Below are 15624 nucleotides of genomic sequence, written 5' to 3'. Positions count from 1 at the left end.
TAAAAAATACTATTTAAATTCATTTTATTAATTTAAATATGATACATTTACTTCTATTTGGGCTAACTGATGATATTTTTTACTAAGTCTTCCGGGTCACTTTCACAACTGATTACACCATTTTCAGCGTTAAAAGAAAATCCTGCATTAAAGACCAAATCTGCCGCTGCATCTATTAGTTCGGCATCACTGGCACAGGGATCCAACTTAAATAATGCACGTCCATCATCGTTAATATTGAAACTACCGTTTTGATTCTTTTCGACAAAGCAGTAGACAGTCTCACCAAATGAATCTTTTAAAATTGTTTCGATTTCAAGGGTATCTGGCCCAAATTCTAAGACTTTAGTATGTTGTGCTATCCATTTAGTAATATCTTTTTGCAGGGTCAAACTAGAATAATCAGCGTTTTCATGCACCATTTTTTAAATTCCTATCTCGTTTTAGTTTCTAATTTAATATTTTGCATCCCAATCATCGGGTCTATTTGACCTGAATATATCAGTTCCGGGGTTAAAATATAATCTTGTTTTGGAGTTGCAAGTGTGTCAGTTTCTGCTAGATCTTGCTCATCTCTATTTTTATCGGACTTTTCCTTTGCGCTAGGGTCAACTTTTACATTCAGCGCCGTTTGCAATTTAGCAGTTAAACCAGTTTGGCGGTCATTACCTGAGTTATTCAAGGCCATCTCATAAGCACGCGGATCACCAATCAAAACCAAGTTTTTTTCAGCACGAGTTACTGCTGTATATAATAAATTACGTTTCAGCATGACGTAATTTTGCATAGTCAAGCTCAGAATTACTAGCGGAAATTCCGAGCCTTGTGCCTTATGTATTGTAATTGCATAAGCTCTAGTTACATCAAAAAGATCTTTTTTGCTAAAAGTAATTTCTCTACCATCAAAATCAGCAACCATACACTTTTGGGCATTATCATTATCAATTGCTAAAATTTTACCTATTTGACCATTATAGATATCTTTTTCAGGATTATTTTGTAATTGTAAAATGCGGTCGCCAATGCGAAACTTTTCATCATGAATTTCAAGTATTTTGCTAGTAGGTTTTGCAGGGTTAATTATTGCCTGAATTACATTATTTAAATTAGTTACCCCGCCATCGCCTTGGTACATTGCTCCTAAAACTTGAATATCATCCGGATTAAACCCTTTTGCTAGGGCGCGCTCAACTATTTGGCTGACAACATGAGAAACTTCATGAGGCGGGCAGGAAATAAAAGAATAGTTTTTGGTTTTCTTAAACAAGGCCGCACTATTCTGTCCAAGATTTATATCATGGGCAAGAGTAATAATGCTTGAATCGTCTCCTTGCCGATGAATTTGTTTGAGGACAGTAGTCGGAAAAGCTTGCGACTTAATTAAATCACTAAAGACATTTCCCGCTCCCACAGATGGCAACTGGTCTTTATCCCCAACAAAAACAATATGTTTAGTCTCATTAATACTGGATACAAGTTGTTTAAATAAAAACATATCTACCATTGACATTTCATCAATAATTAAAATTTCACCATTGAGTTCGTTCAGATCGGTGGCATCATTTTCACCAATTCCTAAACCTAATAACCGGTGAATAGTTTTAGCTGTAATACCAGTTATCTCTTCCATTCTTTTTGAGGCACGACCAGTGGGCGCAGCTAGTAAAAACGGTGGGTCCGAGCTATATAAAGCTGAGGATGGTATTTCAGCCAAATCACGCAATGCCAATAGAATTCCATTGATAATAGTTGTTTTCCCAGTTCCGGGACCACCTGTTAATATTGAAATAGGATGGGTCAGAGCATTTTTAATAGCAGCTTTTTGTGTTGCATCATATTTAATTTTTAATTTGGTTTCGGCCTTAGTTATCGCCTGCTTAAGTTCCTTGTCACTATATTTTGTAGTCGCTTTACTCTTTTCAACCAAGTTTTTCATTGTATTGGCAATATCTGTTTCAGTTTCAAATATTTCTTGCAGAGCTGCATGATTGCCCAACACAACTACTTTACCCTGATGCTGCAAGTTATTGACGCAGTCAACAATGACATTAAACTGGTTAATCTGTAGTAGTTTTTTAGCATCGGTCAGAAGCTTTTCCAACTTAACGTAGGTATTGCCTTCTTTTCCTACTTCATCAAGTAAAATTTGAAAAATTGCACCGTTAACTCTTTTGGGATCTGCAGCAGCAATTCCTAACTTTTGCCCAATACGGTCGGCACTTTTGAAAGCATAACCTGTCACTTCGGCAATTGAGGCGTATGGATCTTCTTCCAGTTTGGTTAAAGTTTCGCCATGATAAAGTTGATAAAGTCTTCCCGCCACTTTTTTATTTAAGCCAAATTGAGCTAGTTGCAAAACTGTTTCTGAATAAGAATCCATTGAGTTAATTCCGCTGAGCAAACTGTCCTTTTGCTTTTTAGTTAAAGACAGAGTAGCAATTTTCCCCGGTTTTTCTTTTAATACATTCAGTGCGTCCATCCCTAAATCAGATACGATGGTGTCAGCTGCTTTTTTGCCTATTCCGGGAAACTTATTTGAACTTAAATAATTAATTAAACTACCCTTTTCATGTGGCAAAGCCAATTTATAATTTTCGCAGTGAAATTGTAAACCGAATTTATTATGTACTGTCAGCTTACCAGTAAAACTATAAGTTGCTCCTATTTGAACATCGCCAAAATTACCGGTGACTTTAATGTCATCCCGGTCATAATTTTCCAATTGATCTATAATCGAAACGTCAAGAATTTTATAAAGATCTTGGTCGTTTTCGAAAACAATTCGATTAATTTTGCCAATAAATTCAGTCATTTTTCTTTCTCGCTTCATTTACTAATTTTAAGATTGAAGCATATTGCTTTTGCTCTTTACTAAAAAATTTGGGGTCTTGCTCTTTTGACCTAGCAAAGTATTTTTCAGCTTCTTTGCGACTTCTAGTTAAAATGGTGATGCCCAACATAAAATTGCTTTTGGCTGTTCTTTTTGTGGCAGGAATTTTGCTATAGCTCATTTCTGCTTCTTTCAAATTTCCCAAACTTAACCAAATATCGCCAATTAACTCTAAAACTTTGGCATCAACATTTTTAATAGTTAGTGCATAGGCCAGTGCTTTTTGGTTCTGCCCAATTTTAAAAAATACCAGTGCTTTTTGATATAAGACCAAATCATCATTAGGAATTTGCTTGAGTAAACTGAGTGCTTGGTCAAATTTACCCTGCATATAATAACATACTGCCAGATCATAATCTAAATCCTGGGGGTGAGCAACTAAGTTCTTAGCTTTTTCAAGCAGCTGTGCTGCTTGATCGCTACTGCCCTGTTCAATTAAATAGGTAGCAAGTTTTAAGTAGTTTTCACTATCATGCGGGTGAGCATCAATTTTCTTGATTAATTCATGTACCCTCTTTTTAACAGGAGTTGAGTCTCCTGCAGCTTTTTTGTCTGTTGTCATAACGAATCAGAATCCACCATTTTTCTGTCTAAAAAGTCTGTTTTATTCCAAGTCAAAACTTTGAAGGTCTGCCCTTTGTCTTTTGTTTCCAATATTGTAAGGCTTGTATTGCTTAAACCGCCATTTTTCCTAATATCAGCTAGCGGGTAACCTAATAAACCACCCATAATTGCTCCTAGAGCTGCTCCATGGCTTACTGCTAACACTTTATCATCATCTTGATACTTGTGAGCTACTTCTTGGCCAAAACTTAATCCCCGAGCAATTACTTCAGGATAATTTTCTCCACCAATACTGTGACCATCATATTTTGCAGGTTGATTCCAGATATCATCAACTTGTTGGGGATATTTACTTTCGGCTTCGGAAAAAGTGAGCCCTTCCATCGCTCCCAGATCAAACTCGCGCAAACGCTCATCTACATTTATTTGGGCTTTATAACCAGAAATTTCAGCAAAATTTTCTGCCGTAGTTTTTGCTCTTTTTAAGGGACTAGTATAAATGCCGGCAAAATTTGTTCCTCGTAAATAATCAGCCAGTTTGCCGATATCAATTAGACTTTGAGTTAAAAGTGGTGAATCACCGTGTGCCCCCTGAAAACGTTTTTGTAAATTCCATTCTGTTTTACCATGTCTGACAAAATAAATCTGCATTAAATAATTATCCTTTTCTGTTGCTATTAGTTTCTAGTTTATCATTTAATTTGTTTAAAAGAAAAAGAGTAGGAGCAAGCAAAAAAGGAAATGCCGAAGACATTCCCTTTGATAGCTAAAATTAAACTAATTGTAATTGTTGCTCATTCTGGTAAGCACAATCAATATTGCCGCCACCCAAGCATTCTTCGCCTTGATAAAGAACCAATGCTTGTCCCGGAGTAACAGCACGAGCAGGCTCATCAAAGTAGACTTTTGCCTTATTGTTTGCTGCATCATACGATACAGTCACACCAACATCAGGCTGACGGTAACGGAATTTAGCAGTGCAATGGATCTCAAAATCATGCTCGGGTTGGCCAGTAAAGAATGACATATCACTAGCTTCTAGCTCCGTCGCATAGAGCAATTTGCTGTCATAGCCCTGCTGAACAATCAGTTGATTCTTTTGCAAGTCTTTACCAACTACAAACCAAGGTGCTGTTGATTCTTTAGTTGAACCAAGCCCCAAACCTGATCTTTGACCAATAGTATAATACATTAAACCGGCATGATGACCAACAACGTTGCCATCTGGTGTAATCATATCTCCAGCCTGGGCAGGTAAAAACTCACTCAAAAACTTACGGAAGTTTCTTTCACCAATAAAGCAAATTCCAGTTGAGTCTTTCTTCTTAGCAGTAGCTAAACCACTTTTAAGTGCAATCTCACGCACCTGCGGCTTAGTCAGGTTAGCTAATGGAAATAGCACACGACTAATTTGTTCTTGGCTCAGCTGACTTAAAAAGTAAGTTTGGTCTTTATTACCATCTTTAGGACGCATCATATGGGTAACGCCATTCTTGTCCTTAAAGGTTTTGGCATAATGACCCATTGCAATATAATCAGCGTCAAGATTGAGTGCGAATTCCAAGAATGATTTAAATTTAATTTGGCTATTACACATAACATCAGGGTTTGGTGTGCGCCCTTTTTTATATTCGTTTAAAAAATATTCAAAAACGCGATGCCAATATTCTTTTTCAAAGTTGATAGAATAATAAGGAATGCCAATCTGATCGGCCACCCTTTTAACATCTTCATAATCGTCAGTCGCAGTGCAAACACCTGAATCATCGGTGTCATCCCAATTTTTCATGAATACGCCGATAACATCATAGCCTTGCTCTTTTAAAAGGAGGGCAGAAACTGAGGAGTCAACTCCTCCACTCATACCAACAACAACTCTTGTTTTGCTTTTTGCCAAATTAATCAATCCTTCACTGCAACAATAATATTTCGCTCCTCTAAATCTTTCAAAATATAGTCTAAAAGTTCAACTGTAGGAGCTAATTGCTTATTCTTAAAAATATTAACCTTTTGCAGACCATTTTTATCAGTCACAACCATTGTTAAATGAGACATTTCTTTATTAATGGTCATTTTTAACTTAGTTGGGGCATCGTATGGCGATTCATTATAAAGCGGATGTTCATAACTAAAATTACCTTTAACGGTTTTAACAAAGCCCGCATCGATTAACGCATAGAGTTTTAAATCTGGGCTAAGAGTAAACTTGCGTGTATCACCATTAATAATAACTGTATTTGCCATAATTTTACCTCACTTACTAATAATAAGCATATCTGCTTTAAAAAGCAATTATTTTATTTTGTTTTGGAGCTTGCTCACAACTTTAACCAACTGATTTGCAAAAGCGCGCACCTCTTTCTCCGTAGTGAAGCGTCCAAAAGAGACCCGAATGGATTCATTAATTCTTGGCGATTTTTTACCAAAACATGCAACTAGTACATGCGAAGGTTCAATTGAGCCTGCGGTACAGGCAGAGCCACCGGAAACCGCAAAACCTGCTAAATCCAAATTTGTCTGCAAAAGAGTGGTAGAAACATCATTAAAAAACAAATTTAAGATATGATGTGAATCATATTCTTTAATGCCGCCATTTACTTGAAAGTCTAAGTGAGCTTCTTCAAGTTGATTTAAAATTATACCTTGCAGCTTTTGATATTTCTTTTGCAGTTGCGCCTTATCTATGGCAGCAATTTCACTGATGGCCTCACCAAAGCCCGCAATTCCAGGAACATTCTCAGTGCCTGCTCTGCGTTTAGTTTCCTGTTCACCACCATAAACTAACGGCGGCAAGTTAATTGCATTTCTTTCATACAAAAAGCCTAAAAACTTGGGTCCGTTTATTTTATGAGCAGAAGTTGACAATAAGTCAATATTCATTTTCTCTACGTCCAAGTCTATGTTACCTAAGCCTTGGACTGCGTCAACATGAAAATAAGCATTGCTGGGCTTTACAATAGCTCCAATTTCCGCCAAAGGGTTGATTGTACCCATTTCATTATTGACAGCCATAATTGAAACCAAAATAGTTTGAGGAATAAGTGCCTCTTTTAAATCTGCTAAAGAAATACGCCCATTTTCGTCAACATCCAGATAAACGACATCATAGCCTTCCAGTTGCAACTGCTGCATTGGTTTTAAAACGGACGGGTGCTCAATTTTCGTTGTGATGATACGCTTGCCGATATTTTGGCGACTATGTGCTGTACCAAAAATTGCAGTATTATTACTTTCTGAGCCTCCGGAGGTAAAAATAATTTCACTTTCTGAAGCATTTATCGCATGTGCCGCTTTTCGTCTGGCTAAGTCGACAACATGACGAGCCTTTCGTCCTAGTTCATATGTACTTGAAGCATTACCAAAGTCATTTTTCATTTCTGCCGTAATAACATTAATTACATTATCTGACATTGGTGTTGTAGCAGCATTATCTAAATAAACTTCTGTCATTAGTTTAAGCCATCTTCTCTATGTATGAACAAATTATTTTAGCGGCTGTTGCACCAACTTTTTGAGCAAAATGGTCAAAATCGCCGTTAGCATCTTGGTTACCATTATCTGAAATGGCACGTAAGCCAATCAAGGGCTTTTCAAAATGATAAGCTACTTGAGCAAAAGCAGCTCCTTCCATCTCTACTCCTAAAGCAGTAGAAAAATTCTGCTTGATTTCATCTTTTTGTACTTGAGAACCAATAAAGGAATCGCCTGTAACAATTAATCCTTCTTGATAATCAATCTTTTCTTTCTGTAAAAATTGAGCAAAATTACTTCTAGCAGTTGAATCTAAGTTGAATAACGCCGGCTCGCCCGGTATTTGTCCTTCAACATAATCACCAGCCAAAGTGTTATGGGCATCATGATACGCAAAAGCACTTGCCAAAATTAAATCCTCTTTATGAACACTATCTTGTAAAGACCCAGCAGTACCGGTCATAAAAATTAAATCAATATCAACTAGACTTAGTAAACTAGCTAAATTCATAGCTGCTTGCACTTTGCCTATTCCGCTCAAACCTATATATACATCATTCTGATTAACGCAAAAATGCTCGAATGTAGTAGATCCGAACATTTCTTTGTGACCAGAGTGAAAATACTTACAATAATATTCAGCCTCAATTTCCATTGGGACAATAATTGCTATCTTCATTTTTACCCTCGTTCAATTTTATAAGTGAAATAACGCAAATAATACCAAAATTATTAAAACAGCCACAATTAAAATGGCACGATTGAGTTTGCCTTTTAATTTTAAAGCTTTTTCCTGACTTGTAGGTGACTGTGACTTAGCTTCTCTATTGGGAGAGTTTCGTTTCTTTTCGCCAGTTTCTGCATTAACCTGCTCGTTTGTGTGCACAACTTCATTCGCATCACGGGTAAATTCAGGATTAACATCAACTTCTTCATCACTATCATCAAAAGCAGACTTGATGGAGTTTAGAACCTTTTTACCCCTTTGCCGTTTTAATTTTTTACGGTAATCAGATCGTTTTTCAGTCATTTTGTTCCTTAGTATCAGCGCTTGTCAGCAGCATATTTTCCCATACGCTCATTGCATATAAAGTTTTGGCATCAACAATTTTACCTTCTGCTGAAAGACGTTTCAACTCTTCTAAATTAAACCAATGACTAGTAAGAAACTCGTCTGGGTCAAGCGCCTTTTTATCAGTCAGTTTTGTTAATGTATCGCAATAAAATAAATAGAGCTTTTCGTCAGTGAAACCTGGTGAAGAATAAAATTCAGTAATTTTCTCCCAGTAATCTGCATGATAGCCGCCCTCTTCATTCAGCTCTCGTTTCATCGCATCCAGTGGACTAGCATCAGTATCATCAATTAAACCAGCAGGAATTTCTAAAGTCAGTTCTTTAATCGGTTCACGCCATTGTTCGACCAGCAACATTTCCTGCTTGTCATTTACTGCGATAGCAGCTGAAGCAGGTTGATGTTTTACCACTTCCCGCGAGGCAGTTTCACCATTGGGCAATTTAATCGTTCTTACAGAAAGATCGACAATACGACCCGTAAAAATTTGTTTTGAAGAGATTTCAGTTTCTGTTAAATCCATTATTCACTTTCCTGTTAATCAGCTAAATATACGTTGACACATTGTAAGCCATTTTTACCTTGAGCGAGTTGGTATTTAACTTTTTGACCAACTTGCAAGCGGCGATAACCTTCTTCTTTAATAGCTGTATAAAAAACAAAATATGATTTCTGATTTTCATCATCAGTGATAAAACCAAAACTGCTGTTTCGGTCAAACTGTTTTACTTTACCGTAACGCATTATTCTTCCAAGCCTTCTTGAACTGCTTCGGGATAATCTTTTTCAACTATCTTAGCACATCTTCCGCATAACATAGGTATTTTATTATCTGTACCAATGTCTGTTCTGATCATGCGGCAACGTGGACAAACTTCACCTTCAGCATGTTCAACTATAAAAGCACCATTTGGCAATTTTTGCGCATTTTCAGGTGCTGCACCTGAGGCAATAGTTAATTTAGAAACAATTAAAATTTGTCTAAAGTTTGCGTTCAGTTTAGTTAAAACTGTTTGCATTTCAGCAGTTGGATAAATTGTAACCGCAGCTTCAAATGATTTACCAATTAATTTTTGATCACGAGCTTCTTCAAGAACTTTTAAGACATCATCACGTAAGTTCATGAATTTATGCCAATTTTCAGTCAATTCATCATGGTTTGAATATGTCTCAACCTGAGGCATTTCTGCAAGTTGAACGTAATCTTCTTTTTCTTTAAGGAAAGACCAAACTTCTTCCATTGTGTGTGGCAAAATTGGTGTCAAAATTTTGGCCAATTTAACGGCAGCATCATAGATAACGGTTTGCATTGATCTTCTTGCATGACTATCCTGGTTTTCAATGTAAAGCACGTCTTTAGCAAAGTCTAAGTAAAAGGCAGACAGTTCATTTGAAATAAATGCGAATACCTTTTTATAAACATTATTAAAGTCATAACGTTCATAACTGTCAAGACAAGTTTTAACCAAATCATTAAGACGTACCTCCATGTATTGGTCAATTGAGTTGAGATCTTGGTATTCTACACGATTGACTTGTGGGTCAAAATCTGAAGTATTGGCCAACATATAGCGGAATGTATTTCTAATCTTACGGTAACTCTCTGAAGTCTGACGCAATATATCTTGTGAAACTGCAACATCAGAAGTAGTATCAACAGATGCGACCCACAAACGAATAATTTCTGCACCCATTTGCTTGATGACATCATTTGGTGAAATTACATTACCTAAAGATTTGGACATTTTATGTCCTTTTTCATCCAGAACAAATCCTTGAGATAAAATCCCGCGATATGGAGCAATTCCTTTTGCTGCTACAGAAGTAATCAAACTGGAGTTAAACCAACCCCGATATTGGTCACTGCCTTCAAGGTAAAGATCACATGGGAAGCGCAAATCAGGTCTTTTAGCTAATACGGCTTGATGAGAAGACCCTGAATCAAACCATACGTCTAAAATATCTGTTTCTTTGGTAAATTTACCATTTGGAGAATGCTCAGAAGTGAAGCCTTCAGGCAATAATTCCTTAGCAGTCTTCTTATACCAGGCATTAGAGCCCTCTTTATCAAAAATCTGGGCAATATGCTCAATAGTTTCTGGCGTAACAATTGGAGTACCATCTTCTGCGTAAAAGATTGGCAAAGGAACACCCCATGCCCGCTGTCTTGAAATTACCCAATCGCCACGGTCCTTAATCATGTTATGCAAACGTAATTTGCCCCAAGAAGGAGTGAAATTAACTTGATCAATTTGGTCAAGAATTTGCTGGCGACACTTATCAATTGATGCAAACCATTGGGTAGTAGCACGATAAATCACAGGCTTTTTTGTGCGCCAATCATGTGGATATGAGTGGGTAAAGAAACTTAGTTTCAGTAAATTGCCTGACTTCTTTAATTTTTCGCTGACAACTTTATTTGCATCATTATAAAATAATCCTACTAAATCAGGATCTTCAATTTCTGCTGTAAAGCAACCCTTATTGTCCATTGGACTATAAACGGGAATGCCATATTTTTGCGCTACATTATAGTCATCTTCACCAAAGCCGGAAGCTGTATGAACTAGACCAGTACCATCACTGGCAGTGACATGCAAAGCAATCATTACTAAAGAATCACGATCATATAGTGGGTGTTTAGCTACCATACGATCCATATCTTTACCCTTTAGGTGTTGGGTAACTTTATAGTCATTCCAGCCCAATTCTGCAGCAACTGCTTCTAATCGCTCAGTACCAACAACGTACCGCTTATCGTCAACTTGAACTACTGAATAATCAAAGCCCGGATTTACAGTAATTCCTTGGTTAGTAGGAATAGTCCAGGGTGTAGTTGTCCAAATCAAGAAATAAGTGTTTTGGGTGTCTAAAAGACCTTTGCCATCTTTAACCGGGAAAGAAACATAAATTGATGGTGACTTGATATCATGGTATTCAACTTCGGCTTCAGCTAGAGTTGACTCACTTGAAGGTGACCAATATACAGGTTTTTTACCTTTATAGATATAGCCCTTTTCGAACATTTTACCGAAAACGCGAATTTCCTCTGCTTCGTATTCAGGCTGAAAAGTAATGTATGGATGATCCCAATCACCCATAACACCTAAGCGCTTGAAGTCAGCCATTTGCTTTTTGACTTCTTCTTGAGCAAAATCTTGACAAAGTTGACGATAATCTGCCAGATTCATCTTCTTGCGGTCAACACCCTGCTTAGTCAGTTGCTGTTCAATTGGTAAGCCGTGAGTATCCCAGCCAGGAACGTAAGGAGCATAGTAGCCGTTCATATTTTTAAAACGAACAATAATATCCTTAGAGATCTTGTTCATAGCATGACCGATATGGATATTGCCATTAGCAAATGGCGGACCATCATGCAAATCAAAACGAGGCTTACCCTTGTTTAACTTTAATCTCTGTTCATATAATTTGTTTTCTTCCCATTCTTTTTGCCATTGCGCTTCTCTTACAGGCAAATTTCCTCTCATTTTGAATTTGGTCTTACCCAAATTAAGAGTATCTTTCACTCGCATTTTTATTCCTTTCTGTAAAAAAAGCCTCGTCCTAAAATTAGGGCGAGGTTAATTATCGTGGTACCACCTAAATTGAGCTTTTAAGCTCCACTTATTGATTGTGTATCGTACAACTTACGTAACAAACCATTATTAACAGCTGATCAACCTTTGAGCTCTGATACTAGCCTCACACCGGCGCTAATTCGCTGAATTGCTCTTAGGTTTTACTGCCAGTTTGTTATTTATGATTTTTATAGTCATTCGGAAAGATAACAGTAGGACCTGAACTATTGGTATTGGAAGAACTGCTTTGATTATTGACAGTTTCAATGCTGGGACTATCACCCGTCATTGGCTGAGGACTATCATTATCTTCGTCAATGTCTTGTTCAAAGTTTACTTCATCGACACTATCGTTGTCAACCTCGATGCCATCATCGTCATCATCGTCGTCAACGTCAACTTCTTCTTCTTCATCAGTTAACATGATTGGTTCTGCACCATCTGGAGGATAAAAACGCTCTGTACCAAAGTATTTATCAAGAGCTTTTTGCCATTTTTCATCATTAAGATTTCCAATAGCTTTTTGTAAAAGCTCTTGAATATAACTACGGTAACCAGCAACCTCTTTTTTAACACGATCATAATCGGATTTAACTGATTCAAGCTGCTGACGCTGATAATCAGTATCAATCTTGGCCTGTTCAGCCTCATTATTTGCCTGAACAGTTGCATCGTTGATGATTCTTTCCGCTTTAATTTTAGCGTTACCTACTGCTTCTTTAGTTGCATTTTCATTTTGTTGATACTGGTCAACTTGTTTCTGTAATTCAGAAACTTGATTTTGTAAATTGACAACCTTATTTTTTAAATCAACAGTTTGATCAAGAGCATCGCCATAATCGTTAATAATTTGATCTAAAAAACTATCTACTTCACGTCTATCGTATCCACTGAAGCCCCGCTTTTTAAATTCTTTATTGTGAATTTCCATCGGAGTTAGTCTTTGCTCTTTTTCCTTTTCGTCTGCCACAGTTTATACACCACCTTAAATTTACCTTTCCTAGTTGTTTTAATGTCTAAAATCTTTATTCTGCCAAAGTGTCTTATGCTTAGGACATCATCTTCTTTAATCATTATATTAAAATTGGTTGCACTATGCCAATTCAATTTAACCAAATTATTTGCTATATCATTTTTGCTTTGTTGTCTGCTTTTTTTCGTTATAGCAGCTACTAACGCATCTAGTCTTAAAGAAGAAGCAATGGCAGACGCTTGTGCGCTATCATCTTCTACAGTAAGAACTTTTTGCTTAGTGGTAGGTCTTAATCTCACCTTCGTGTGACCAATATAATTTATTTCACTGGTAAAAAAATCGCTCAATTCACTTTTAGCAAAAAATTGCCAGTGACCAGCACCATCGGTAATAATATCGCCAAAAGTTGATGTTTCAACACCAGAATTAGCTAAAGAACCCAAGATTGCACTATGAGTCAAGGTGGCAAATTTCTGGGAATATTCAATGGCAAAAACAGTGATTTGAAATGCTGCTGGTGAGAACTCTAAATTACTATTATCTAACAATACCCGCTTTTTTTCGGCAGAATTATAGCCGCCAAATTCGAGCAAGCTAACATCGTCACCAGCTACACTTTTGAGAATATCCCTTTCTCCAGGATTTAAAAAATCTGTCAATACCATGTTGTGCTTATAAAGAACGTCGTTGATAAAACCAGCCATTTTATCTACTGTTTTTTCTGCAGCAACATCATTCTTAAATAAAACGTTTTTAGCATAATGGCTACGCTTATAAACGTTTTCTATTTTCACAAAATTCCTCCTAAAAACACTCAACCACTTGAGAATGAAACTTCTTTTTTGATTAATTATAGCATGAACAAACTTGTAAAGGCAGGTAAGTAAATTGTAAATAAATAGCTGATAAAGCTAAGTTTTGTTTAACGAGTTTTATCAGCTATTTTATTCATTTTTAAATTGAAATTAAGCAAATATCCGGAAAAGAATATTCGCAAGCCATTTAATAGCATAATCCTGCACAAAGTAAAGCAATAATAAACCGATTAAAAAAGAAATATCAATTCCGATAGTTTGTGATAACCGTTCAATTGGACCTTTACGAAAGAGATTTAAGTAGGGATCAATAATGCGATTAATTATTCTGCCAACAGCTGAATCACGCATTGAAGGAACCCAACTTAAAATCGCATCAATCACCATAACAATACTATATATCCAAATGGCATAGTTTAGTATGTAAATTCCGTAGTATATTATTCTGATTGCCATTAACTCAAAGTATCTTTCTTATCAACTAAATCACTAATTTTACCATTAGTAACAAACTTTGGTGGTGTAGCCAAAAATATTTTATCCCCAATACGTTGAATTTCGCCATTTAAAGCGTAAACAGTACCCGTGATAAAATCGACAATTCTCCTAGCAGAAGCATCTTCCATTCGGCTAAAATTAATGATTACCGCTTTATTACTAAGCAAATTTTGGGCAACATCTTTTGCATCTGAATATACACGTGGCTCATAAAGAACTATTTTACTCTTATTCGCGCTGATACCCGACTTGATAGAAACTACCTTGTCACGATCAATTGCACCGTTATTAAGATTGTCCTCATCAGCTATCTGCTGTTCTTCACCGTATTCATCTTCCAGCATTTCGTCATCATCGCTGGCAACACCGAAGAACTTGCCTATCTTACTAAAAGCCATTACTTTTGCCTCCTATTAGTTTTCACCACGATGCCTGAAAAATGGAATGTCATCAGTATCATCGTCATCAAAAGCGTTAGTTTCGATTTGTGAAATTCGGCTCTGATCATCGTCATCAAATGAACTTGAAGTTTCTTCTTGTGAACTTATCTCACTTGGATTTGTACGACGATTCCCTTCATTATCATTGTCTAAGCCCCAGACACTTGTCGGATCGACCATAGGTTTATGCTTAGGAGCTTGCTGTACTGAACCGGAAGCGCTACTTAAGCCTGATTTTGGTTCAGAAACTGTTCTGTTAGCTGTTTCAGCAGTACTATTTGAACTAACACTTTCAGGATGAGATTTAATCTGGTGGCTGTGACCTGGTAACTGCTTAGAAGCTTCTTCTTCTGCTTGTGAATTTATCCCAGTCGCAATTACAGTTACCACAACTTCATCTCCTAAATTAGGATTAATGGAAGTACCAAAAATAATATTGACATCATCTCCAGCAGCCTTAGAAACTATCTCAGACGCATCTTGTGCTTCAAATAAAGTTAAATCAGGACCACCCGTTATGTTAAGCAAAACTTGTTTAGCACCATCAATTGATACTTCAAGTAAAGGAGACGAAATAGCCAACTTAGTAGCTTCTACCGTTCTGTTTTCACCACTTGCACGACCAATTCCCATTAAAGCCGCTCCTTGGTTAGCCATCACTGTTTTAACATCCGCAAAATCAAGGTTTACGTAATCAGTGGAAGTAATCAAATCAGAAATACCTTGTACACCTTGCTTTAAAACATTATCGGCTTCTTTAAAGGCATCCATCATTGGAGTTTTCTTATCAACCATTTCCAGCAAACGGTTATTGGCAATAATAACTAGTGTATCAACATATTGTTTCAGTTGCGCAATTCCCTCAGCAGCATTTTTTGAACGCTTAGGACCCTCAAAAGTAAAAGGACGAGTGACAACACCGACAGTCAAGGCGCCTGTCTCCCGCGCAATTTTAGCTACAATAGGTGCAGCACCAGTACCAGTGCCGCCACCCATACCGGCAGTAATGAAGATCATGTCCGCACCCTTTAATGCATCCTCAATAGTCTGCTCACTTTCTTCTGCAGCTTTTTGACCAACTTCTGGGTGAGAACCCGCACCTAATCCTCTTGTCAATTTAGGCCCAAGTTGAATTTTATTTTCAGCCTTATTACTATTTAATGCTTGCACATCAGTGTTAGCAGCAACGAAAGATACTCCTTGCACACCATCATCGATCATCCGATTAACAGCATTACCACCAGCACCACCGACACCAATAACTTTGATGACAGCATTTTTATTGTCGTCTGAATCGAACGTGAAATCCATCTAATTAACCAC

Annotated in this window: 17 protein-coding genes; all 17 read right to left on the bottom strand. The window is 37.0% G+C overall.

Annotation, left to right across the window (positions count from 1 at the left end; translation table 11 throughout):
- Nucleotides 1-62: 62 nt before the first annotated feature.
- A complete protein-coding gene (locus tag H3T47_RS02945; protein ID WP_199282487.1) occupies nt 63-422 on the bottom strand; it encodes a DUF1828 domain-containing protein in 360 nt (119 codons plus the stop codon).
- Nucleotides 423-433: 11 nt separating this feature from the next.
- The gene (locus H3T47_RS02940; protein WP_199282558.1) at nt 434-2812 is read right to left on the bottom strand and encodes an ATP-dependent RecD-like DNA helicase; all 2379 of its coding nucleotides are present in this window, start codon (nt 2810-2812) and stop codon (nt 434-436) included.
- The gene (locus H3T47_RS02935) at nt 2805-3452 is read right to left on the bottom strand and encodes a tetratricopeptide repeat protein (protein ID WP_199282486.1); all 648 of its coding nucleotides are present in this window, start codon (nt 3450-3452) and stop codon (nt 2805-2807) included. The genes H3T47_RS02940 and H3T47_RS02935 overlap by 8 nt, the downstream gene beginning before the upstream one ends.
- Nucleotides 3449-4105 (bottom strand): histidine phosphatase family protein, encoded by a 657-nt coding sequence (locus tag H3T47_RS02930; RefSeq protein WP_199282485.1) that lies wholly within the window; start codon nt 4103-4105, stop codon nt 3449-3451. Before H3T47_RS02930 ends, H3T47_RS02935 begins: the two co-directional genes overlap by 4 nt.
- Before the next feature lie 121 nt (nt 4106-4226).
- Nucleotides 4227-5351: a tRNA 2-thiouridine(34) synthase MnmA gene (gene mnmA / locus H3T47_RS02925; RefSeq protein ID WP_199282484.1), complete on the bottom strand. Its 1125-nt coding sequence runs from the start codon at nt 5349-5351 to the stop codon at nt 4227-4229.
- A 5-nt stretch (nt 5352-5356) separates the two neighbouring features.
- Nucleotides 5357-5698: a DUF1831 domain-containing protein gene (locus H3T47_RS02920; protein WP_038522367.1), complete on the bottom strand. Its 342-nt coding sequence runs from the start codon at nt 5696-5698 to the stop codon at nt 5357-5359.
- A gap of 48 nt (nt 5699-5746) precedes the next feature.
- Nucleotides 5747-6904 (bottom strand): cysteine desulfurase family protein, encoded by a 1158-nt coding sequence (locus tag H3T47_RS02915; RefSeq protein ID WP_199282483.1) that lies wholly within the window; start codon nt 6902-6904, stop codon nt 5747-5749.
- Between the two features lie 4 nt (nt 6905-6908).
- Nucleotides 6909-7604 carry a 5'-methylthioadenosine/adenosylhomocysteine nucleosidase gene (locus H3T47_RS02910; protein ID WP_199282482.1) on the bottom strand — a complete coding sequence of 232 codons (696 nt, stop codon included), beginning with the start codon at nt 7602-7604 and terminating at the stop codon, nt 6909-6911.
- Between the two features lie 18 nt (nt 7605-7622).
- On the bottom strand, nt 7623-7955 hold the full coding sequence (locus H3T47_RS02905) for a hypothetical protein (protein WP_199282481.1): 333 nt from the start codon (nt 7953-7955) through the stop codon (nt 7623-7625).
- Nucleotides 7948-8520 (bottom strand): NUDIX hydrolase, encoded by a 573-nt coding sequence (locus H3T47_RS02900; protein ID WP_199282480.1) that lies wholly within the window; start codon nt 8518-8520, stop codon nt 7948-7950. Before H3T47_RS02900 ends, H3T47_RS02905 begins: the two co-directional genes overlap by 8 nt.
- A gap of 14 nt (nt 8521-8534) precedes the next feature.
- Nucleotides 8535-8741 (bottom strand): cold-shock protein, encoded by a 207-nt coding sequence (locus tag H3T47_RS02895; RefSeq protein ID WP_038522352.1) that lies wholly within the window; start codon nt 8739-8741, stop codon nt 8535-8537.
- Nucleotides 8741-11530 (bottom strand): isoleucine--tRNA ligase, encoded by a 2790-nt coding sequence (gene ileS, locus H3T47_RS02890; protein WP_199282479.1) that lies wholly within the window; start codon nt 11528-11530, stop codon nt 8741-8743. The genes H3T47_RS02895 and ileS overlap by 1 nt, the downstream gene beginning before the upstream one ends.
- Before the next feature lie 220 nt (nt 11531-11750).
- Complete coding sequence (locus H3T47_RS02885; protein ID WP_199282556.1) at nt 11751-12506, bottom strand: DivIVA domain-containing protein; 756 nt, start codon at nt 12504-12506, stop codon at nt 11751-11753.
- Nucleotides 12507-12511: 5 nt separating this feature from the next.
- Nucleotides 12512-13342, bottom strand: a complete 831-nt coding sequence (locus tag H3T47_RS02880; RefSeq protein WP_370567562.1) for an RNA-binding protein — start codon at nt 13340-13342, stop codon at nt 12512-12514.
- 171 nt (nt 13343-13513) lie between these two features.
- A complete protein-coding gene (locus tag H3T47_RS02875) occupies nt 13514-13819 on the bottom strand; it encodes a YggT family protein (RefSeq protein ID WP_046327050.1) in 306 nt (101 codons plus the stop codon).
- Nucleotides 13819-14259 carry a cell division protein SepF gene (locus H3T47_RS02870; protein WP_038522343.1) on the bottom strand — a complete coding sequence of 147 codons (441 nt, stop codon included), beginning with the start codon at nt 14257-14259 and terminating at the stop codon, nt 13819-13821. Before H3T47_RS02870 ends, H3T47_RS02875 begins: the two co-directional genes overlap by 1 nt.
- Nucleotides 14260-14274: 15 nt before the next feature.
- Nucleotides 14275-15612: a cell division protein FtsZ gene (ftsZ, locus tag H3T47_RS02865; RefSeq protein WP_109918308.1), complete on the bottom strand. Its 1338-nt coding sequence runs from the start codon at nt 15610-15612 to the stop codon at nt 14275-14277.
- Nucleotides 15613-15624 lie beyond the last annotated feature (12 nt).

The organism is Lactobacillus sp. W8093 (assembly GCF_016100925.1).
Lineage (GTDB): Bacteria > Bacillota > Bacilli > Lactobacillales > Lactobacillaceae > Lactobacillus > Lactobacillus helsingborgensis.
Note: the sequence above shows the minus strand (reverse complement) of the source record. Positions and strands in the feature narration are given on the sequence as shown.